This is a genomic window from Streptomyces sp. NBC_00440, assembly GCF_036014215.1.
Classification (GTDB): domain Bacteria; phylum Actinomycetota; class Actinomycetes; order Streptomycetales; family Streptomycetaceae; genus Streptomyces.
The window spans coordinates 1,410,548-1,432,775 of the sequence record NZ_CP107921.1 but is presented as its reverse complement, the minus strand read 5'-3'; the positions used below and the strand labels follow the sequence as shown (position 1 = coordinate 1,432,775).

17 protein-coding genes are annotated in these 22,228 nt (G+C 70.7%); 14 read left to right on the top strand and 3 right to left on the bottom strand.

From position 1 onward, the window contains the following. Window positions 1-7: 7 nt before the first annotated feature. Entirely contained in the window at window positions 8-952 is a 945-nt protein-coding gene (locus tag OHB13_RS06425; RefSeq protein ID WP_328376191.1) for an ABC transporter substrate-binding protein, read from the bottom strand. A 613-nt stretch (window positions 953-1,565) separates the two neighbouring features. Here OHB13_RS06425 and OHB13_RS06420 point away from each other — a divergent pair. From OHB13_RS06420 to OHB13_RS06385, 8 genes are all read left to right on the top strand, one after another. Continuing rightward, window positions 1,566-2,417 carry an amino acid ABC transporter permease gene (locus OHB13_RS06420; protein WP_328376189.1) on the top strand — a complete coding sequence of 284 codons (852 nt, stop codon included), beginning with the start codon at window positions 1,566-1,568 and terminating at the stop codon, window positions 2,415-2,417. 8 nt (window positions 2,418-2,425) lie between these two features. After that, complete coding sequence (locus tag OHB13_RS06415; RefSeq protein ID WP_443062929.1) at window positions 2,426-4,180, top strand: FAD/NAD(P)-binding protein; 1,755 nt, start codon at window positions 2,426-2,428, stop codon at window positions 4,178-4,180. A 128-nt stretch (window positions 4,181-4,308) separates the two neighbouring features. Next, window positions 4,309-5,061, top strand: coding sequence for an amino acid ABC transporter ATP-binding protein (locus tag OHB13_RS06410; protein WP_266861199.1), 753 nt, complete (start codon window positions 4,309-4,311; stop codon window positions 5,059-5,061). 14 nt (window positions 5,062-5,075) lie between these two features. Then, entirely contained in the window at window positions 5,076-6,131 is a 1,056-nt protein-coding gene (locus tag OHB13_RS06405; protein WP_328376185.1) for an LLM class flavin-dependent oxidoreductase, read from the top strand. 17 nt (window positions 6,132-6,148) lie between these two features. Further along, a complete protein-coding gene (locus OHB13_RS06400) occupies window positions 6,149-7,429 on the top strand; it encodes an NtaA/DmoA family FMN-dependent monooxygenase (RefSeq protein ID WP_328380226.1) in 1,281 nt (426 codons plus the stop codon). Between the two features lie 4 nt (window positions 7,430-7,433). Beyond that, on the top strand, window positions 7,434-8,300 hold the full coding sequence (locus OHB13_RS06395; protein ID WP_328376183.1) for a DUF1684 domain-containing protein: 867 nt from the start codon (window positions 7,434-7,436) through the stop codon (window positions 8,298-8,300). A gap of 183 nt (window positions 8,301-8,483) precedes the next feature. Continuing rightward, a complete protein-coding gene (locus OHB13_RS06390; RefSeq protein WP_328376181.1) occupies window positions 8,484-9,383 on the top strand; it encodes a S1 family peptidase in 900 nt (299 codons plus the stop codon). A gap of 137 nt (window positions 9,384-9,520) precedes the next feature. After that, complete coding sequence (locus OHB13_RS06385; RefSeq protein ID WP_328376180.1) at window positions 9,521-10,000, top strand: hypothetical protein; 480 nt, start codon at window positions 9,521-9,523, stop codon at window positions 9,998-10,000. Between the two features lie 72 nt (window positions 10,001-10,072). Here OHB13_RS06385 and OHB13_RS06380 read toward each other — a convergent pair whose 3' ends face one another. Then, window positions 10,073-10,957, bottom strand: a complete 885-nt coding sequence (locus OHB13_RS06380; RefSeq protein ID WP_328376178.1) for a DUF4231 domain-containing protein — start codon at window positions 10,955-10,957, stop codon at window positions 10,073-10,075. A gap of 260 nt (window positions 10,958-11,217) precedes the next feature. Between OHB13_RS06380 and fxsA the strand changes: the two genes are divergently transcribed. The 5 genes from fxsA (at window position 11,218) to fxsT (ending at window position 19,696) form a co-directional block, all read left to right on the top strand. Beyond that, entirely contained in the window at window positions 11,218-11,379 is a 162-nt protein-coding gene (gene fxsA, locus OHB13_RS06375) for an FxSxx-COOH cyclophane-containing RiPP peptide (RefSeq protein ID WP_266858506.1), read from the top strand. A 9-nt stretch (window positions 11,380-11,388) separates the two neighbouring features. Continuing rightward, the gene (fxsBH, locus tag OHB13_RS06370) at window positions 11,389-13,602 is read left to right on the top strand and encodes a radical SAM/SPASM protein FxsBH, inactivated beta-hydroxylase extension form (protein WP_328376176.1); all 2,214 of its coding nucleotides are present in this window, start codon (window positions 11,389-11,391) and stop codon (window positions 13,600-13,602) included. Continuing rightward, window positions 13,592-14,359 (top strand): aminoglycoside N(3)-acetyltransferase, encoded by a 768-nt coding sequence (locus OHB13_RS06365; protein ID WP_405749973.1) that lies wholly within the window; start codon window positions 13,592-13,594, stop codon window positions 14,357-14,359. The genes fxsBH and OHB13_RS06365 overlap by 11 nt, the downstream gene beginning before the upstream one ends. A gap of 71 nt (window positions 14,360-14,430) precedes the next feature. Then, a complete protein-coding gene (gene fsxC / locus OHB13_RS06360) occupies window positions 14,431-15,765 on the top strand; it encodes an FxsC protein (protein WP_266858510.1) in 1,335 nt (444 codons plus the stop codon). After that, window positions 15,749-19,696 (top strand): FxSxx-COOH system tetratricopeptide repeat protein, encoded by a 3,948-nt coding sequence (gene fxsT, locus OHB13_RS06355; RefSeq protein ID WP_266858512.1) that lies wholly within the window; start codon window positions 15,749-15,751, stop codon window positions 19,694-19,696. The genes fsxC and fxsT overlap by 17 nt, the downstream gene beginning before the upstream one ends. Window positions 19,697-19,726: 30 nt before the next feature. Here the strand turns inward: fxsT and OHB13_RS06350 are convergent, their stop codons facing one another. Further along, complete coding sequence (locus tag OHB13_RS06350) at window positions 19,727-20,623, bottom strand: alpha/beta fold hydrolase (protein ID WP_266861205.1); 897 nt, start codon at window positions 20,621-20,623, stop codon at window positions 19,727-19,729. A gap of 399 nt (window positions 20,624-21,022) precedes the next feature. On the opposite strand from OHB13_RS06350, the gene OHB13_RS06345 reads away from it, so the two are divergent. Next, on the top strand, window positions 21,023-22,108 hold the full coding sequence (locus OHB13_RS06345; RefSeq protein ID WP_328376173.1) for a S1 family peptidase: 1,086 nt from the start codon (window positions 21,023-21,025) through the stop codon (window positions 22,106-22,108). The last annotated feature ends 120 nt before the right edge of the window (window positions 22,109-22,228 follow it).

Below are 22,228 nucleotides of genomic sequence, written 5' to 3'. Positions count from 1 at the left end.
GAGGCGGCTACTTGATCTCGGGCGGCGAGATCCGCGACTCCCCGATCCCGGACGGCACGGTGCCCCACTTCTTCAGGATGCGCCGGTACGTACCGTCCTTGATCAGCTGATTCACCGCGGCCCGGAAGGCAGGCGCCAGTGGCGTCCCCTTTTTGAAGGCGAATCCGACATCGAGGCGGTGGAACTCATTGAGGAACCGCAGCCCGGGCTGCTGTTCGACGGCGAAGCGCAGGCCGTTGATCGTCGACATCACCACATCACTGCGGCCCTGCTGGAGCGAGCCCCAGAGCGCGGCGGAGTCGGCATAGGTCTGGACCCGGTAATCCTTCTTCCCCGCAGCGGAGCACCGCTTCTTCGCCGCATCCAGGGCCGCCTCGAATGTGGTGCCGGCGCCGGTCGCCACATTCAGCCCGCACAGCTGTGTCAGATCGGTGACCTTGCCCAGTTTGCTGTCCTTGCGTACGGCGAAGCCCTGGCCGTCATTGATGTACGTAACGAAGTCGATCACCTTGCGGCGCTCGTCGGTCACGCCGAAATTGCCCACGCCCAGGTCGAATTTGCCGCTGTCGAGTGCGGGCAGAATCGTCTCGAAACCGGCGGCCTCACGTTTCAGCTTCAGACCGAGCGTCCTCGCGGCGGCGTCCGCGAAGTCGATGTCCTGGCCCACCAGGGTCTTCCCGTCGGGCAGATAACTGGTGCCGGGCGGGGCACCGCCGACGGCCGTCGCCAGGGTGAGGCTGCCGCCTTTCCGCAGGTCGGCGGGGAGCAGTGCGACGGCCGCCCGGTCGGGACGTACGTCCGACACCACGTCGCGGGTCGGGAGTGCGGCCGGCTTCGCCACGGCCTTCGAGCCGCCGCCCGTGGTCGCGGGGTCGCCCGATCCACAGGCCGTCAGGGCCAGTGCGGCCGCGGTGATCAGGGCTGAGGCAGCGCCTCTTCGGCTCTTGCTCATGACGTCGGATTCTCCAGATGTGCACGGCACGACCGCCGTTCCGGCCCTGGCCCCGGGGATCGCGCATGACGGATTCACGGATACACGGATTCACGGATTCACAGCCGTGACAGGGCGGGAGGGAACGGCGGAAGGGCCACAGGGAAGGCGGACAGGGGGAATGGCGAGGGGAGTGGCGAGGGGAGTGGTGGGGAAAGCGCTGCGCGGGTGAAGGCGTGAGGGATCAGCACGATGCCGCGGCGCGAGCGCGGGACGAGATCGCGTGAAAGAGGCGGCCCGGAAAGGGCGCAGAAGCAAGAAAGGCGATACGCGGAGGAAACACGCGCAGCGAGAAAGAGCGGGGGTCAGCTCAACAGGAAGAGGACCACACTCGACCGAAGTCGATGTGGGAGCGGGTGACCAGCCACTGCTGCGGATGCATGGCCCAAGTGGAACAGGCATCCGTTACCCCGTCAACTGCCGCCGGACGTAACGCCCACAGTATGGACAGCCTTGACAGCGCACGGAACCAGCGCCGTAATCTCGGCAGCGGACCGTGCTGAGGGGCTCGGTCCGCTGCTGCACCGCGTGAAGGCATCACCGTGTTCGATCTCTGCATCCACGGAGCCTTCTCATGTCCGCGTCGTCAGACACCCTTCCCCAGCTCTCCCAGGCACCGCCCGCGGACGACGGCCCGGTGCCGCGCATCGTGCCGGTCCGCCGCACCGGCCAGTGGGCGGCGGCCGCCGTGGTGCTGGTACTGCTCGCCGCCGCCATCACCTCCGTCGTCCGCAACGAGGCCTTCCAGTGGGGCGTGGTCGCCGACTACTTCGCGACCACCGCCGTACTGCGCGGTCTCGGCCTGACCCTCTGGCTCACCGCCGCCGTCATGGTGCTCGGCTTCACCCTCGGCACCCTGCTCGCCGTGGCGCGGATGTCCGCCAACCCCGTGCTGCGCGCGGTCGGCTGGGGATACATCTGGCTCTTCCGGTCGACGCCGATCCTGGTGCAGCTGCTGTTCTGGTTCAACATCGGAGCGCTCTACCCGCGGATTCTGGGCGTCAGGACCGTCGACCTCCTCGGTCCGGTCACCGTCGCCATCGTCGGGCTGACCCTGCACGAGGCGGCATACGCGGCCGAAGTCGTACGCGGCGGCATCCTCTCCGTCGGACGCGGCCAGACCGAGGCGGCCGAGTCGCTGGGGCTCGGCCGGTGGCGCAGGCTGCGGCGGATCGTGCTGCCGCAGGCCATGCGGTCGATCGTGCCGCCCGCGGGGAACATGCTCATCGGCACGCTCAAGGGCACATCGATCGTCTCCGTCATCGCCGTCCAGGACCTGCTCTACTCCGTGCAGCTCGTCTACCACCGCACGTACCAGGTCATCCCGCTGCTGCTGGTCGCCACCATCTGGTACGCGCTCGTCACCTCGGTGCTCAGCGCGGGCCAGCACTACATCGAGCGGTACTACGCGCGCGGTGCCCGGTGAGGGGGTCCGTGGCGGTGGTCGGGGCCGGTCCGCGCGGCACCGGATTCCTGGAGAGGCTCGCCGCCAACGCCCCTTCGCTGTACGGGAACCAGCCGCTCGACATCCATCTGATCGACCCCTACCCGCCGGGCGGCGGGCGCATCTGGCGCCAGGACCAGTCACCCCTGCTGTGGATGAACTCCATGGCGGCCGACGTCACCATGTTCACCGACGAATCCGCGCAGCCCCTGGAGGGCCCCGTACGTCCGGGCCCCGACTTCGCCGAGTGGTCCGGGGCCGACCCGCGGACCTTCCCCACCCGGCAGGCGCAGAGCCGCTATCTGCGCTGGGTGTACGAGGAGGCCGTGGCCGCGCTGCCGCCGGGCTCCGCGGTACGCCGGCACCGGACGCGCGCGGTACGGATCAGTGGTCCGGCCGACGGCCTCCAGCAGGTGTGGCTGGAGGGGGAGGCCGAGCCGGTCATCGCCGATCTGGTGGTGCTGACCGTCGGCCACCTGGACGCGGATCCCGACGAGGAACAGCGCGAACTGGCCAGGTTCGCCCAGCGGCACGGGCTCGTGCACCTGCCGCCCGCCTTCACGGCGGACAGCGACCTGTCGGTGCTCGGCGCCGGCGAACCGGTCGTCGTCCGCGGCTTCGGCCTCGCCTTCGTCGACCTGATGGTGCTCCTCACCGAGGGGCGCGGCGGCCGGTACGACGCACGGGGGGAGTATCTGCCCTCCGGCCGGGAGCCGGTCCTGTACGTCGGATCGCGGCGCGGAGTGCCGTACCACTCCAAGATCGGCTACGGCTGGACCGGCGAACGCCCGCCGCTGCCACGGTTCTTCGGGCCCGAGCAGGTGGACCAGCTGCTCGCCGCGCCGGGGCCGGTCGACTTCGACCGCGACGTACGGCCGCTCATCGACCGGGAGCTCGGATTCGCCCACTACCACCGGCTCTTCACCGCGCACCCCGGCCGTACCACCGTCGAGTGGCCGGTCTTCGAGGAGAAGTACGCCGCAGCCGACACCGGGCCGGAACTGGCCGCGCTGGCCGAGGACGCCGTCCCCGACCCCGCCGACCGCTTCGACCCGGCGGCGCTCGACCGGCCGCTGGACGGCGTACGCCATGACTCCCTCGACGCACTCCAGGAGAGCCTGCGCGGCTGCATCGAGGCCGATCTCACCCGCCGCCACGACCCGGCGCACAGCCCGGACCTGGCGGTCTTCCTCGGACTGCTCTCGGTCTACGGTCAGTTGACCCGCCTCGGCGACACCGGTGAGGGCGGCGCCCGCTGGCACGGATTCTTCAGCTATCTGGCGTCGGGCCCGCCGGGACCGCGGCTGCGGCAGCTCCTCGCCCTGTCCCGCGCCGGTGTGGTGCGGTTCCTCGGCGCGGGCATCACCGTCGCCGCCGACGAGAGCCGCGGGGTGTTCAGTGCGGGCAGCGCGAGTGTTCCGGGGGAGCGCGTCGAGGCCCGCGCTCTGGTCGAGGCGAGGCTGCCCGCACCCTCGCCCGCGCGCACCCGCAGCGCCCTGCTGAACGCGCTGTACGAGGACGGGGCGCGGTCCAGCGCTGCGGGCCTGCTCGTCGTGGACCCGTCCGACGGACGGGTCGTGGAGCGCGGCACAGGGCCGCATCCGCGGCGTTTCGCACTCGGCCCGCACACCACGGCCCGTTCGGCCGGCGCCTTCGCCAGGCCGCACACGAACGCCCCCGCATTCCGGCAGAACGACGCCACCGCGCGCGCTGCCCTCACCCTGCTCAAGGAGTCCGCACGATGACAACGAGCCCGACGACGACCGGACTGACGAAGACCGGCCCGACGAATACCGGCCCGGCGCAGGCCGGACTGACGGATGCCGGCCCGGGGAGGACCGGTCCGGCGGACGCGTCGGACCCGGCCCCCGCCATGGTCGAGATCAGGGCCGTGCACAAGAGCTTCGGCCCTCTCGAAGTGCTGCGCGGGATCGACCTGACAGTCCGCACCGGTGAGGTGACCGTCGTACTCGGCCCGTCCGGTTCGGGGAAGTCGACCCTGCTGCGGACCATCAACCACCTGGAGAAGGTGGACCGCGGCTGGATCAGCGTGGACGGCACCCTGGTCGGCTACCGCCGCTCCGGCGACCGTCTCCACGAACTGCCCGAGCGCGAGGTGCTCAAACAGCGCACCCGGATCGGCTTCGTCTTCCAGAACTTCCATCTCTTCCCGCACCTGACCGTGCTGGAGAACATCACCGAAGCCCCCGTGGCCGCCCTCGGGAGGCCCAGGAAGCAGGCGGAGGCGGCCGCGCAGGAGCTGCTGGCCCGGGTAGGGCTCGCCGACAAGGCGTCCGCCTACCCGGGCAGGCTCTCCGGCGGACAGCAGCAGCGGGTGGCCATCGCCCGCGCGCTCGCCCTGGAACCCAGCCTGCTCCTGTTCGACGAGCCCACGTCGGCTCTCGACCCCGAACTCGTCGGTGAAGTCCTCGATGTCATCAAGGACTTGGCCGCCCAGGGCACGACGATGATCGTCGTCACCCATGAGATCGGCTTCGCCCGGGAGGCCGCCGACACGGTGGTCTTCATGGACGAGGGCCGGATCGTGGAGCAGGGCCCGCCCGCCGCCGTGCTCGACCACCCGGAGCATGAGCGGACCCGCGCCTTCCTCTCCAAGGTCCTGTGAAAGGACTCCTGACCATGCCAGTGCCCCGCCCCCTCCACCTCGCCGCCGAGATCGGCGGCCGGCCGCGGTACGACGCCGGCCACTACACCCGCCTCGCGCTCCTCGCCGAGCGCGGCAACCTCGACTTCATCACCCTCGACGACTCCTTCGCCCGGCCGGGGCCCGACGCCCTCGCCGTGCTCGCCCGCGTCGCCCCCGGGACCGGACGGATCGGCCTGGTACCGGCCGTGACCACCACCCACACCGAGCCGTTCCATGTCTCGTCGGCCGTCGCCACCCTGGACTGGGTCAGCCGCGGCCGGGCCGGCTGGCGCACCGCGGTGTCGGACACCGCGGCCGAGGCCGCACTCTTCGGACGCCGCGACGCCGCGCCCCACGACGAGCTCTGGCACGAGGCCGGCGAAGTCGCCGACGTGGCGGCCAGGTTGTGGGACAGCTGGGACGACGACGCGGAGATCCGCGATGTGGCCACCGGCCGCTTCATCGACCGCGACAGGCTGCACTACACCGACTTCACCGGCCGTACGTTCTCCGTCCGGGGACCCGCGATCGTGCCCAGACCGCCCCAGGGCCACCCCGTCACGGTGGTCGACGGAACCGGTGCGGCGGCCCGCGAGACGGCCGTCCGGCACGCCGATGTCGTACTCGTACGCGCCGAGGACCCGGTCACCGCCCGTACGTGCAGGGAGGAGATCAGGAACCGGGCGGCCGCCCACGGCCGCAGCCCCGACCAGCTGCGTGTCCTGGTATCCCTCCCGGTCGAACTGCACACCGGCGCCGACGCGGTGGGCCTCGCCCGGCTGATCGCCGACTGGTACGAGCAGGACGCGGCCGACGGCTTCCATCTGATCCCCGCCGACGTGGAGCGCGACCTCCCGCTCATCGTCGACGGCACGGTCCCGGTGCTCCAGCACCACTGCCTGCTGCGCCGGTTCTATCCGGGCGCGACGCTCCGCGAGCATCTGGGACTGGCCCGTCCCGCAGGCCGGTACGCGGCACGGAGCCCCGGGGGACGGCACGCACCGAGCGCCGCAGGCCGGTACGCGCAGAACCCGGGGGGACGGCCGTGACCGCACAGCAGAAGCAGATGCATCTCGCCGCCCACTTCCCGGGCGTCAACAGCACCACCGTGTGGACCGATCCCCGCTCGCGGAGCCAGATCGAGTTCTCCTCCTTCGAGCATCTCGCCCGGACGGCCGAGCGCGGCAGGTTCGACTTCTTCTTCCTCGCCGAGGGGCTGCGGCTGCGCGAGCACCGGGGGCGCATCCACGACCTGGACGTGGTCGGCAGACCCGAGTCGATCACCCTGCTCAACGCGCTGGCAGCCGTCACCGACCGGCTCGGTCTGGCCGCGACCGTGAACGCCACCTTCAACGAGCCGTACGAACTCGCCCGCAGGCTCGCCACCCTCGACCACCTCAGCGGCGGGCGGGCCGCCTGGAACGTGGTCACCTCGTCCGATGCCTTCACCGGCGAGAACTTCCGGCGCGGCGGCTATCTCGACCGGGCCGACCGCTACACCCGCGCCGCCGAGTTCGTCGCGACGGCGCGTGAACTGTGGGACTCCTGGAGCCCCGACGGCAGCCCGAGTCCCTTCGCTCACACGGGCCCGCACTTCGACATCGCGGGCGAGTTCACCGTCCCGCGCTCCCCGCAGGGCCACCCGGTCGTCATCCAGGCCGGCGACTCGGACGAGGGCCGGGAGTTCGCGGCCTCGTCCGCCGACGTGATCTTCACCCGGCACGGCACGCTCGACGCGGGCCGCGCCTTTTACGCCGACACCAAGCGGCGGCTGGCGAAGTACGGCCGTGAGCCGTCGGAGCTGAAGATCATGCCGGGTGTCAGCTACGTCCTGGGCGACACCGCGGCCGATGCGCAGGAACGGGCGGCGGTCATCCGCGAGCAGCAGGTCTCCCCGCAGAACGCGATCCTCGCCCTGGAGCAGATCTGGGGCCGGGACCTCTCCTCGTACGACCCGGACGGGCCCCTGCCCGAGGTCGACCCCGATCCCGGTTCGGATGTCGTCCAGGGGCGGGTCGGGGTGGCCGATCCGCAGGCCGTCGCCGCGAAGTGGCGGGCGCTCTCACGGGAGAAGGGGCTGTCCATCCGGCAGACGGTCATCGAGACCACCGGACGCCAGTCCTTCATCGGCACCCCGGAGGCGGTGGCCGCCGAACTGCACGAATTCGTCCGGGCGGACGCGGCCGACGGGTTCGTCCTCGTCCCGCACCTCACCCCGGGCGGACTCGACGACTTCGTCGACCGGGTCGTACCACTGCTCCAGGAGCGCGGGGTGTTCCGCACCGAGTACAGCGGCCCGACGCTCCGCTCCCACCTCGGTCTCGCCGAGCCGGTATGGAAGGGTTGATCCCATGACAGAAGGAACGGGCAGTACCGATGGCCCCACGACTGCCACTGATGGCTCCACCGGCTCCACGACTGCCGAGGAAGCAGGGGCGCCGGGGCCGGCCGGCTGGCGGGCGTGGCACGAGCAGCGCACGGCGACGGTCACCGCGCCCTACGGTCCGCTGGCCCTGACCGGCACCCACTGGCTCGACGACGCGCAGGACGGACGGATTCCGGATGTAGCGGGCCACTGGGAAGCGGCCGGTGACGAGGTGGTGCTGACGGCCACCGCCGAGGACGGACTCTCCCTCGACGGAGAGCCGTTCACCGGACGGACCGCGCTCACCGCCGACCACACCCCGCCCGCGCAGGCGCGCATCGCCCAGGGCGACCGGCGGCTGGTCGTGGTGCGCAGGGAGGGGCTGTGGGCGGTCCGCGTCTGGGACCCGGACTCCGCGAACCGGCGGGCGTTCGCCGGGATCGAGGCCACGCCGTACCACCCGGAGTGGGTGCTTCCCGGCCTCTACCGGCCGTACGGCGCGAGCCGCACCGTCCAGGTGCCCAACGCCGACGGCCGCGACCGCGGTCTCGGCCTCTCCGGCGAACTCGCCTTCCACCTGGAGGGCGACGAACACACCCTCCAGGTCGCGCAGGAGGAGGACGGCTCGCTGTGGGCGGTCTTCGCCGATACCACCAGCGGAACGAGCAGTTACCGGTTCCGCTTCCTGCGGCCCTCCGCGCCGGCGGCCGACGGCCGGGTGAGCGTCGACTTCAACCGCACGCTGCTGCCGCCCTGCGCCTTCGCCGAGCACTTCATCTGCCCCTTCCCGCCGCCGGGCAACACCCTCCCGGTCGCGGTCACGGCGGGCGAACGCACGGCGCGTACAGGCTGATCCGTCACCTCGCGGTGGCCGTGCCCGGCCGGAAGGCCCTCTTGCGCCCGACGGCCGGGTCGCGCTGTACTCCCGGCAGCGCGTTTGTCAGGGACACGGCGGGAGTGCTCCGCCGTGCCCCGGCCTGCGCCTCATGGGTCCCCCCACCGAAGGACCCGCGGATTCTCTTCCGGAGGAACTGATATGAGGATCAAGCGCACCACCCCCCACAGCGGCCCCGCGAGACGCGGCCGGCTGATCGCCGTGGCGTCCGGCCTGCTGGTCGCGGCCGCACTCACGGTCCCCACCGCCCACGCCGACCAGGCCACGGCGTACAGCCCCCAGCAGCTGACGGCCGCGAGCAACGCCGTGCAGGGCGCGGACGTGGCGGGCACCGCCTGGTACGTCGACAAGGCGACCGGCACCCTCGTCGTCACCGCGGACAGCTCGGTCTCATCGGCGGAGATCAGCCGGATCAAGCAGCGGAGCGGGGCCAACGCGGGCGCGATCCGCGTCGAGCGCACCTCCGGCACCTTCAACAAGCTCCTCAAGGGCGGTGACGCCATCTACACCTCGCAGTGGCGCTGCTCCGTCGGCTTCAACGTACGCAGTGGCTCGACCTATTACTTCCTCACCGCAGGGCACTGCACCGAGGGCTCTCCCGCCTGGTACACCAACTCGTCCGACACCACGAGCATCGGCCCGACGGCCGGCACCAGCTTCCCGGGCAACGACTACGGCATCGTCAAGTACACCAACTCCGCCGTGCCGCACGACGGCACCGTCGGCAGCCAGGACATCACCAGCGCGGGCAACCCCACCGTGGGCCAGACCGTGACCAGGACCGGCTCCACCAGCGGTACCCACAGCGGCAAGGTCACCGCGCTGAACGCCACCGTCAACTACGGCAGCGGGGACGTCGTCTCCGGACTCATCCAGACGACGGTCTGCGCCGAGCCCGGTGACAGCGGCGGCCCGCTCTACGCGGGCTCCAAGGCCCTGGGTCTCACCTCCGGCGGCAGCGGTGACTGCACATCGGGCGGTACGACCTTCTTCCAGCCCGTCACCGAGGCGCTGAGCGCCTACGGGGTCAGCGTCTACTGACCGGGCCCCTCGGGTGGTTGTCGCCGCCCCGCTGACACAGCGACGCAAGAGCCTTCGTCCGGATTCCGGGCGGGGGCTCTTGCGTACTTTTGAGAGGATGTCAGGGGGAGCGGGGAGCTCACAGAAGGCGGGGGCGTATGAAGCGCATCGGAGTGACCGGACACCGCAGTATTCCGCCCGACGCCATCGCCCATGTGCGGGAGGCGCTGCGCACTCTGCTCGGCGGCCACCAGGGGCCCCTGGAGGTCCTCTCCAGCCTGGCCGCGGGCGCCGACCAGCTCTTCGCCTGCATCGCGCTGGAATGCGGCGCCGAACTGACCGCGGTCATCCCCAGCGGTGACTACGAACTGGGCTTCTGCGACCCGGTCGAGCTGGCCGGCTACCACCGGCTCAGAGGCAGGGCGACCCAGGAGGTACGGATGGACTTCCCGCACTCCACGGACGAGGCCTACTACGCGGCCGGCGCCTATATCGCCGACAACTGCGACCGCCTGGTGGCCGTCTGGGACGGCCTGCCCGCGCGTGGCCTCGGCGGTACGGGCGACATCGTCAGCTACGCCCTGGAGGCGGGCAAGCCGGTGACGGTCATCTGGCGCGAGGGCGTGAAACGTGACTGAAAACGATCGCAGCTTCTGATCCGTCCCGCGGGCTGCTTCTGACCCGTGCCGCGGTGAATGTGTGACGTGGCATCAACTGCCGTGCCGGGCAAGCCAGTCGGTGTACTGCGGAGAGACGACCCGCTCGGTCTCGTACACCGCGGCCGACCACTGCTTCTCGGTGAGGGGGCTCTCCATCGCCAGATGCAGCGCCTTGAGCTTCTCCTCCACCAGTGCGTGCGCCGCTATCAGCGGCTGGTGCCGGCGGAACTCGCTCCAGGCGACCCCGGAGGCCGCGGCGGCCGACACCACCGCGGCGACCTCGGTGTTCTCGCTGATGGAGAGGGCACGCAACACCCCGAAGGCCAGGGCGACCAGGGTGAGCAGCGCGAAGGCACTCGACCACAGGAGGGTGGCGCCGCGGGAGACCTCCTGCTTGCGCCGGTACCAGTTGCGCTGCTCGATGAGCCGGTCCCGCACATAGGTCTCCTTGCGGACCTCGAACGACTTGGCCCGCAGGGAACGCATCTGAGGGGTGATCAGGTCAGGACCCGGTGTCTCCTGGTCCCAGCCCACCGTGCGCAGTTCCTCCAGCTGCTCCCCGACGCGGCCGATGAACAGCTCGTCCACATCGGCCGATCCGGCGTCGAAGGGGGCGCCGTGGACGGCGTATCGCCAGCACATGGACTTGATGAAATCGGCTGCCGAGCGGTTGAGTTGCCACTGTGCCTTGGCCTTGCGGCGGGAGGTGCTGAAGGTCAGCAGCAGCACCCCGGCGTAGGCCAGCGTGCTCAGTACGCCGATGGCCTGGAAGCCACCCCCGAGCTCCGCCCGCCAGGGCAGGGACGCCGTCGCGGCACCCACCACCAGGAGCACCAGCTGGGCCCGGGTGGAGCCCACGGCCTCGCCCTGTCTGGCGATGGCGTGGGCGTCGGCCCGGTGGAACAGTTCGGGCAGATCGGCACTCCGGAAGACCATGCTGCGTTCTGGGTTCCGCTCTGGACCGGGAAACGCCGTCACATGAACCCCCGTCTGCGACTTCAGTCTTCACTCTTTAGGTGGAATGGCGTGTTCCGGAATTCGGGAGCACACTCTGTGCGACGTTCTCGCTCGCGTCCGGTCGCGCTCAGTTGCCTTCGGTGTGGTTGAGGGTAAAGTCGACCCGCCGACACTGCAACGGTGCAAGTATCGGCATTCCTGCCCATGTCCAGAAAACATCCCTCAAGGACGGCCTCATCATGTCCGTAACTTCAGCCTCTTCCGGCGCAGTCAAGAAGCCGCGTGTCCCCCTGGCCGAGATCGATGTGCGCGGTACCGAGGCTGTCAAGCAGCTCGGCCGGGTTCTCTCCGCTTCGACCGGTCGCTCGATGAGGGCATCGACCTTCAATTCGGCGCTCTAGACTGGTGGAATGACAGGACCCCTGGTCCCATTCCGCGAGATCGTCCTCAAGGTCCACAGCAGATGCGATCTTGCCTGTGACCACTGCTATGTCTACGAACATGCTGACCAGAGCTGGCGCACTCGGCCCAAAGCCATCTCTGACCAGGCGATCCACTGGACAGCTCTGCGACTGGCGGAGCATGCCAGGACCCATGACCTGCCCTCCGTGTCAGTGATCCTGCACGGAGGGGAGCCACTGCTGGCAGGTCCCGCACGACTGCGCCGCGTCTGTGAGGAGCTCACCGGGGCCCTGGAAGGGACCGCCGAGCTCGACCTCCGGATCCACACCAACGGCCTCCAGCTCAGCCCCCGGTACCTCGACCTGTTCGACGAGTTCAACGTCCGGGTCGGCATCTCCCTCGACGGGGACCGCGCTTCCAACGACCGGCACCGCCGCTTCGCCGACGGCCGCACCAGTCATCCGCTGGTGCTCAGGGCCGTCGAGCTGCTCCGCCAGGACCGGTACGCCCATCTCGACCTCGGTCTGCTCTGCACCATCGACGTACTGAACGACCCGGTCGCCGTCCATGACGCGCTGACCGGGCTCGGCCCCCCGCGCATCGACTTCCTGCTGCCGCACGCGACCTGGGACGACCCCCCGCACCGGCCCGCCGGATCGCCGACCGCCTACGCCGACTGGATCCTGACGGTCTTCGACCGCTGGGACGCGCAGGGGCGGCAGATCCCCGTGCGGCTCTTCGAGTCGGTCATCTCCACGCTCAACGGCGGTCCGAGCCTCACCGAGTCGCTGGGCCTGGCCCCCACCGATCTGGTCGTCGTGGAGACCGACGGCACGCTGGAGCAGGTCGACTCCCTCAAGAGCGCCTACGAGGGCGCCGCGTTCACCGGGTTCGACGTCTTCAGCCACACCTTCGACGAGGTCGCGGCCCACCCCGGGGTCCGCGCCCGTCAACTCGGCCTGGCCGGTGTCGGCGAGAAGTGCCGGGAGTGCCCCGTCGTACGGTCCTGCGGGGGCGGTCTCTACACCCACCGCTACCGTGCGGGCTCCTTCGACCAGGAGAGCGTCTACTGCACCGACCTGGAGGCCCTGGTCCGCGGCATCGAGACGCGCACCGCGGCGGCCACCACCTCGCCCGCGCTCACCGATCCGCAGGAGCTGGACGCCGGACAGCAGGACCTGACCCGCACTCTGCTCGCCGCGCTGCACACGGAGCTGGCGGGCCGCGGCGGCGAGGAGTGGGCGCGGGCCTGGGAGCTGGCGGGCACGGTCGAGCAGCGGTCCGACGGGCTCGACACCGTGCTCGCCCACCCCTACGCCCGCAGCTGGCTGTTCAGTTGTCTGGACGCCCTGCGCCAGGGCCGGACCGGCACCCCCGGCAGCAGGCTGGCCGCCCACGTCGCGGCGGGAGCCCTGCGCGGCGGGCTCGACCTGCCCGTCACCGTGGCGTACACCGGCGGTCTGCTGCACCTTCCGACCTACGGGGCGTTACGTCTCACCGGGCCGGCCGGGAGCGGCCGTGCCGAGGTCCGCATCGCCGAGAAGGGCTTCCTGGTCAGAAGCGAGGGCGCCGAACTGCACGTGCCGCGCCCGGACGAGGCCACCGCCGACTGGCAGCCGCTGCGCCGGACCGACTGCGACGGGGCCCCCGATCTCGCGCTGGACGATCTGGACCCGTACCGCGACTGCTTCGGTACGCCCGTCGGGGAGCGCCTCACCCTGGCAGGCGCCGCCGACTGGAGCCGGCGCTTCGCGCACACCTGGTCCGCGCTGCGTGCCGCCGTACCCGCGCACGCCGAGGACGCCGCCGCCCGGCTCACCACGGTGACCCCGCTGACCGCGGGCGAGCCGGCCGTCGGCCGGCACGGAGCCGGAGCCATCGGTGTCTCCCTGTCCGGCCTCACCCCCGAGGGCCTGCTGCGCGCCACGCGCCGGGCGAAGCTGCGCGCGCTCCTGGATGTCACCGATCTCTACGCCCAGGACGGCGCCTGGCTGCACCGGGTGGCCCGGCGGCAGGAACCGGCGCCGGTCTCGGAGGTGCTGTCCTGCGCCTACGAGGGCGTGGCGCTCGCCGCGTACGGAGGAGAGAACCGTGCACGCACCCTGGCGCACACCCGGCAGGCGCTGGAAGCTCTGGAGGGCGCGGCCGAACTGACCGTCAGTGGCAGGAGCCTGGTCGCCGCCCTGTGGGACGAGTGGGAGGAGACCGCCCGTGGCCGATGAAGCCGGGCCGGCCGCCGAGCTGAGGGCGCTCGGTGTCAGGGAGGGGATGACGCTGCTGGTGCACGCCGCGCTCGGCGGCACCGGGCTGGACGCGCGGACGCTGCGGGACGAGCTCCTCGGCGTACTGGGCGAGGACGGGACGCTGGTGGTCCCGGCCTTCACCCCGGAGAACTCCACGACATCGGCGGCCCATCTGCGGCAGACCGCCGGACTCACCGCGGACGCCAGGGACCGCTTCCTCGCCGCGATGCCCGCCTTCGATCCCGCCCGTACACCGTGCCCCGGGATGGGCCGGCTGGCTGAATGTGTACGGCTCTCCCCGGGCGCGGTCCGCAGCAGCCACCCCCAGACCTCGTTCGCCGCGCTGGGCGCGCGCGCCGAAGAGCTGGTAAAGGACCATCCTGCCGACTGCCACCTCGGTGAGGAGTCCCCGCTGGGCAGGCTAGCCGCCGCCGGTGCGGAGGAATTGATGATCAATGTGGGATTCGGTGTGTGCACCTCCTTCCACCTTGCTGAATACCGGATTCCGGATATCCCGACGCAGCTGTACCGCTGCGTGGTCAGTACGGGCGGGCGGCGTGAGTGGTTCGAATACCGGGACGTCGAACTCGACGACAGCGATTTCGAACTGATCGGTGCGGATTTCCCCCGCGGGAGCCTGCGGGAGGGGAAGCTGGGGAACGCGGCCGCCACGGCGTTCCCGATCAAGGACGCTGTGGAGCACGCGATGAAATGGATGACCGAAAAGCGGCGTTGATTGACCGAACGTCGACGGGGTGGAGACTCTTCGCTCCGGAATGATGTCTTCATGGACGACGGGGGGCCGAGTTGGCAGCATCGGAACAGCCGAGAGCGGCGAACCACAGGCCGTATTTTTTTCTCAGCTATGCGCACACTCCGAAACACGGAGCCGTCGGGCCCGACCCGGACATGTGGGTCGAGCGGCTCTTCCGTGACCTCTGCGCCCATGTGATGGCCATGACCAATCTGCCCGCGGGAGCGCCCGCGGGCTTCATCGACCGGGAGCTGCGGTCGGGGGAGGGCTGGTCGGAGCGGCTCGGCGAAGTCCTCGCCACCTGCCGGGTCTTCGTACCGCTCTTCTCGCCCCGCTATTTCGGCAGCGAGATGTGCGGCAAGGAGTGGTACGCCTTCGCCCAGCGCGCCATTCAGGAACAGGTCCGCAGCAACCGCACGGCCGACGCGATAGTCCCCGCCCTCTGGGTCCCCGTGCCGCCGCACCAACTGCCGGGCCCGGCAGCGCGGTTGCAGTTCAACCACCGGGCGTTCGGTGAGCGCTATGTGACCGACGGGCTCTACGGTCTCGTCAAACTGCGGATATTCGCCGAGGAGTACGAGCGGGCCGTCTACGAACTGGCCAAACGCATTGTGAGCGTCGCCGACGCATCGGACGTCGGCCCGTGCCGCCCCGTCGACTACCGGGCCATACCCAGCGCCTTCGGCCCGCCCAGTGCGGGCCCGCGCCCGATGAAACTGACCGTCGCCGCGCCCACCCGCCACGACCTTCCCGACGGCCGGCATTCCGAGTACTACGGGGACACCCCGCTGGACTGGAATCCGTACCACCCGGTCTCCGCGCAGCCGCTGTCCCGGCTCGCCGAGGACCTGGTCCGCTCGCTCAACTACCAGGCCACCGTCACCTCGTTCGACGAGGAAGTACTCCATCTCGACGGGAAACAGCCGCCGTCACGCCCCGAGGTCCTGCTCGTCGACCGCTGGGCCCTGCACGACGACGAGCGGCGCCAGCGGCTCTCCGCCTTCGACTCCGAGCACCGCCCCTGGGTGAGTGTGGTGGTCCCCTGGAACCGCGACGACCACCAGAGCAGAGCCTCCGAGGCCGAGCTCACCGGCCGTCTGGAGGACACCATGCCGTCCAAGATGCGGGAGGGGCGCGCCGCGTCGAGAGCGGCGGCCAAGGGCGTCCCGAGCATGGAGGCCTTCGGCCAGATCCTGCCCCAGGTGGTGGAGGCCGCCGCCCAGCAGTATCTGAAGCACGCCGCCGTCTACCCGCCGGGCGGCGGCGGTCACCACGAACGGCCCCGGCTCATCGGCCCGATGGCGACCGAACAGGCCGCCACCCGCTACATACCGGCTACTCAGGATCTCGCGCTCGATGCGGAGGACACGGATGACGGCAGGTCGTGACGGACGCATCGTCACCTTCTACTCGTACAAGGGAGGTACCGGCCGGACCATGGCCCTGGCCAACACCGCCTGGATCCTGGCCGCCAACGGCAAACGCGTCCTCGCGGTGGACTGGGACCTGGAGGCACCGGGCCTCTACCGCTTCTTCCACCCCTTCCTCGACCCGTCCACGCTCGGCGCAACCACCGGGATCATCGACCTGATCACCGAGTACGCCTGGGCGGCCACCAGCCCCGTCCCGCGCCCCGACGACTGGCACCGGGACTACGCCCGTATCCAGCAGCACGCGGTCTCGCTGACACCGGAGACGCTGGGCTGGGAGTTCCCCGACGGCGGCACGCTCGACTTCGTGTCGGCCGGCCGGCAGAACCGCGAGTACTCGGCCACCGTCTCCACCTTCGACTGGGACAACTTCTACGACCGGCTCGGCGGCGGCCACTTCTTCGACGCGCTGCGCGACGACATGAAGGCCAACTACGACTACGTCCTCATCGACAGCAGGACCGGCCTCAGCGACATCGCCGACATCTGCACCGTCCATCTGCCCGACGCGCTCGTCGACTGCTTCACCCTCAGCGACCAGTCCATCGACGGCGCCGCCGCAGTGGCCCGCCAGATCGACAAGCACGACGGCGGCCGGGGCATCCAGATCCTGCCCGTCCCGATGCGGATCGACGAGGGCGAGAAGGAGAAGGCGGACGCCGGACGGGCCCTGGCCAGGCTCCGGTTCGACGGACTGCCGCGCGGGCTCACGGGCGAGGAGCTCACCGCGTACTGGGGAGCGGTCGAGATCCCGTACCGCCCCTACTACGCCTACGAGGAGACCCTGGCCACCTTCGGCGACGAGGCCGGGCTCACCAACTCGCTGCTCTCCGCCTTCGAACGGCTCGCCTCCGTCGTCACGAACCGGCAGATCACCTCGATGCCGCAGATCCCCGAAGAGGTCAGGCTGCGCATCAGGGACGCCTTCACCCGGCGCCGCCCCGCGCTCCCCGCCGATCTGCTGCTCAGCTATGTGGCGGAGAACCGGATGTGGGCCGACTGGATCGAGTCGGTGCTCACCCGCGCCGGCTTCCGGGTGGTGCCGCGCGACGTGTCCGCCGAGGCGCCGCCGTCCGACGCGGAGACCGCGGCGGCCGAAGGCGCGGCCCGTACCGTCGTCGTCCTCTCCAGCGCCTATCTCAAGTCGGCCCGCGCGGTGGAGGTCTGGCAGCGCTCGGCGGCCGAGGACCCCTCGGGGACCCGCAGACATCTGCTGCCGCTGCGCGTCGGTGACGTACGGCTGACCACGCCGTACATCGACCGCAACCCGGTCGACCTGTTCCGGCTGGACGAAGTGCACGCCACCACGGCGCTGCTGCGGTCGGTGGACCGGCCGGGCGGCCAGGCCGTCGACGGGGTGGCGCCGGGGCCGCGGTTCCCCGGCACCGTCCCGAAGATCTGGAACGCACCGGCCCGCAACTCCGGCTTCACCGGGCGCTCCCTGGTACTGGAGCGGATGCGCGACCAGCTCGGCGGCGGGATGGCCGTGGTCCTGCCGCAGCCCCAGACGCTGTACGGCCTCGGCGGCGTCGGCAAGACCCAGGTGGCCCTGGAGTACGTGCACCGCTTCATGGCCGACTACGACCTGGTCTGGTGGATCTCCGCCGAACAGACCGACGACGTGATCGCCGGCCTCGCCGAACTCGCCGTCCGTCTCGGCACCCAGGGCGCCGACGACATGGCGTCCGCCTCGCAGGAGGCCATCGACCTGCTGCGCCGCGGGGTGCCCACCTCGCGCTGGCTGCTGGTCTTCGACAACGCGGACGACCCCGAGCAGCTGAAGCGCTTCTTCCCGCCGGGCGGCCCCGGCCATGTGCTGGTGACCTCGCGGAACCAGACCTGGTCGCAGTACGGGGACGCGCTGCCCGTCGACGTCTTCATGCGGGAGGAGTCCGTCGAGCACATCCAGCGCCGGGCGCCCGGCCTCTCCGCCGACGACGCGGCCCGGGTCGCCGAGGCGGTGGGCGACCTGCCGCTCGCCGTCGAGCAGGCGGCCGCCTGGATCGCCGAGACCGCCACCCCCGTCGACACCTATCTGGAACAGCTGGCCCAGGAGGCCGAGAGCGTCCTCGGCCTCAACCAGCCCGCCGGATACCCCGAACCGGTGGCCGCCACCTGGAACGTGTCCATCGCCCGCCTCAAGGAGCGCTCGCCCGCCGCGGTCCGGCTGCTCCAGCTCTGCGCCTTCTTCGCACCGGAACCGATCTCGGCGAAGCTCCTCTACAGCCGGGAGATGATCGACGCGCTCAAGCCGTACGACGCGACGCTCCAGGAGAAGCTGGTGCTCGGCCGGGTCATCCGGGAGATCGGCCGCTTCGCGCTCGCCAAGGTGGACCCGGTGGGCGGCTCCATCCAGGTGCACCGCCTGGTGCAGGCCGTGATCAAGGCACAGCTCACCCACGCGGAGCGGGACGACGCACGGCACGCCGTCCACATGATCCTCGCGGGCGCCAGGCCCGACGGTGACGAGCCCATAGACAACCCCGGCACCTGGCCCGACTTCGCCCCCATCTGGCCGCACCTGGGCCCGTCGGAGGCCAGGCTCTGCAAGGAGCCGGAGACCCGCCGGCTGATGATCGACCGGGTGCGCTACCTGTGGAAACGCGGCGACTTCGTCACGGCAGCGGCGCTCGCCGGCGAGCTGCGCGAGGTCTGGCGCGAACGCCTCGGCAACAACGACCTCCAGTACCTCTACCTCCGCTTCCACCTCTCCAACATCCTCCGCTCGCGAGGCCGTTACGTGGAGGCCATGGAGCTGGACGAGGAGACCCTGCGACGCCAGCGCGAACAGCTCCCGGAGCTCGGCCCCTCGCATCCGCACACCTACATGACCACCAGCGCCCTGGCCATGGACCTCGGCGCGGTCGGTGAGTACAGCAGGGCCATGACGCTGGCGACCGAGGCGTACGAGGGGTTCAAGGAGATCTTCGACGAGTCGCATCCGAGGACCCTGGCCGCGGCCAACAACCTGGCGCTGAACCTGCGGATCGCCGGCCAGTACGCCCGCGCCCGCGAGATGGACCAGGACGTCTACGACCGGCGCACCGAAGTGCTCGGCCCGGAACATCCGTACACCCTCTCGTCCGCGCAGAACCTCGCCCGCGACCTGCGCGAGGTCGGCCGGTACGAGGACTCCGTCGCGCTGCTCTCGCGGACGTACCAGATCTTCAAGGAGCAGCTGGGCCGGGCCTTCCCCGGTACGCTCGCGGCGGCCAAGAGCCTGGCCGTCTCGCTGCGCAGGGCCGGCCGTCCGGAGGACGCCAGGCGGCTGACCTCGGCCACCCGGGACAGGTACCGCATCAAGTACACGGTGGCGAACCCGGACTGGCTGGCCTGCGACCTGAACTTCGCGGCCGACCTGTTCGCCGCCGGGGACGCGGTGGGAGCACGGGACACCGCGCAGGCGGTGGTCGACCAGTACATGAAGATGCCGGGGGAGCGGCACCCGTACACCCTCACCGCCATGAACAACCTCGGCATCTACCAGGGGGCCTGCGGGGCGCTGGACACCGCGGAGTCGGTGCTCGCCAGCACGATCAGGGCGATGAGCGACGTACTGAACCCCCGCCATCCGCATGTGCTGTTCGCGACCGTCAACCTCGCCAATGTCACGGCCCAGCTGGGCGATCTCCCCAAGGCGCTGGAGATCGAGCGCCGGGTGGTCGCGGCGCTGCGCGAGGTCGTCGGCGCCCACCATCCGGAGACCCTGGCCTGTGCGTCCAACATGTCGGTGACGCTGGACGCGCTCGGCCGCAAGGAGGAGGCGCAGCTGCTGAGGGCGGAGACCGTCACCGAGCTGCAGCGGCAGCTCGGTGACGACCACGACTACGTGGGGATCGCGGGCGACGCGCGGCGGTTCAGCCGGGACCTGGAGCCGCTCGTGGTGTGACGGTCCGGATCGCGCCGCGCGCCCCGGTTCTCACTCGTCCAGCAGCCAGTTGAGGATGCGGGGGAGCGCGTGCAGCGCGTCGAAGTGCGCGGCGGCCGGTTCGAGTACGGCCGTCGCGCCCGGGATGCGCCGGGCCAGCCAGCGCGAGTGGCCGACGGGTGAGAAGACGTCCTTCACCCCGTGCCACAGCATGATCGGGCTGCGGATGTCGGCGGGGTCGAAACCCCAGGGGCGGGAGAACGCCAGCGCGTCGTCGATCCAGCCGTACGGTGAAGTGCGCAGCGCCTCCTGGTAGTTGCGCAGCAGCATGGCCCGTACGCCCGCGTCGTTGACGACTCTGCGGTCGGAGTCGGTGAGGTCGCTGAACAGCTGGTCGAGCAGGCGGACGGGGTTCTTCCTGATCTCCGCCGAGCGCGGGATGAGCCGTGCCGCCAGACCGTCGGGGTCGTCGGAAGCGCTGGTGTACTCCCGGACGTTGGACGCGGCCATGCCCTCGAACCAGTCGAGCCCGACGGCGTCCCGCGGGGCGAGCGTCACCAGGGCGGCCGCCCTGGTGACCCGGCCGGGCAGCAGGGCCGCACAGGCCAGCGCGTGGGGTGCGCCACCCGACCGCCCGGCGACGGCGAACTTCTCGATTCCCAGCGCGTCCGCGATCGCCCCGACGTCCTGGGCGACATCGGCGACGCTGCGTCCCGGCAGCCGGTCACTGCCTCCGTAGCCGGGGCGGTCGAAGGCGATGAGCTGCATTCTGCGCTGATAGAGCACCATGCCGCGCGGGGCGGGCCCCAGTCTGCTGCCCGGTGTGCCGTGCAGCAGGAACACCGGCCTGCCGCGCGGATCGCCGAGGCGCTCCACTGTGAGATGACGTCCGTCCGGCGCGCGAACCCGCCCGCGCAGCCCCGGTCCCTCTGTGCCGTATGCATGCATCGTGTGCACTGGCATCCCCCTTCGTTCCGATGATTACCCATCAGAGCGATTTCCGGGGGAGGGAGTTGCAGGGAAAGTGCGGATACGGACGGGGCCGCGCCCGCAATCCGCCCGCAACACGGTTGCAATCCGGTCGCAATCCGGTCCTCCGGCGGTGGATAGCGGACGGCGGCCGTCGGGCAACGGCTTCTGTTTGTCATCCGGTGGGGCTTATCTCCGCTTGAGTCCCCCTGCCGGACTGCCCATTCGTGAACGGAGTGCGGGTGCCTTGTTGGTGTCGTGTGCCCGTCCATGGGTCGACCTTGTGTGCGAGCTGTGACTGTCGGAATAGTGGGCGGCTCCATCCTCCGCTTCCGGTCACCCCACATGGCCGGAAGCGGCCCCCACAGGAGGTCGAAGTTGAAGCACCGACGCATACCCAAGCGCCGAGTGATCGCGGCAGCGACCGGCGCCGCCGCGCTGATCGCCGCAGGCGTCACCTTCCAGACGGCCAACGCCAGCGAGGCAGCACCGGCATCCCCGGTGAAGACGCTGTCCGTGGCCGCGGCCGGGACCCTGGCCTCGACGCTGACCCACGAACTGGGCGCCGACGCGGCCGGTTCGTACTACGACGCCAAGAGCAAGCACCTGGTGGTGAACGTCGTCGACGAGGCGGCGGCCCAGGGTGTGCGCAAGGCGGGCGGCCGAGCGAGAGTCGTCCAGAACTCGATGACCGCACTGACCGGTGCGCGCAAGACCCTGGCCGACAAGGCATCGCTGCCGGGCACCTCATGGGCGGTGGACCCGGTCAGTAACAAGATCGTCGTCACCGCCGACCGCACCGTCTCCGGGGCGAAGCTCTCGAAGCTGGACAGCGTCGTCAAGGGCCTCGGCGCCAAGGCCGAACTCAAGCGCAGCGCGGGGGAGTTCAAGCCCCTCATCGCGGGCGGCGACGCCATCTGGGGCTCCAGCGCCCGCTGCTCGCTCGGCTTCAACGTGGTCAAGGACGGCCAGCCGTACTTCATCACCGCCGGGCACTGCACCCAGGCCGTCAGCAGCTGGTCGGACTCGCAGGGCGGATCCGAGATCGGCACCAACGCGGCCTCCGACTTCCCCGGCCACGACTACGGCCTGGTGAAGTACACATCGGACACCCCGCACCCGAGTGAGGTCGACCTCTACAACGGCAAGACGCAGCCGATCACCAAGGCGGCCGACGCGACGGTCGGCATGGCGGTCCAGCGCAGCGGTTCCACCACCCAGGTGCACGGCGGCACGGTGAAGGGGCTCAACGCCACCGTCAACTACGGCAACGGCGATGTCGTCAACGGCCTCATCCAGACCGATGTCTGCGCCGAGCCCGGCGACAGCGGCGGCGCGCTCTTCTCGGGCGACAGCGCGATCGGTCTGACCTCGGGCGGCAGCGGTGACTGCTCCGCCGGCGGCGAGACGTTCTTCCAGCCGGTGCCCGCGGCGCTGGCCGCCTTCGGAGCGACGATCGGCTGACGCTCCCTCCCGTACGCAGGGCGTGTTCTGAAGGCGTGCCTCCTGAAGGCGTGTCCTGAAGTGCATGTCCTGCGAACAGCAACAGGGCCCGGCCCGTCCTCGTGACGGGCCGGGCCTCTG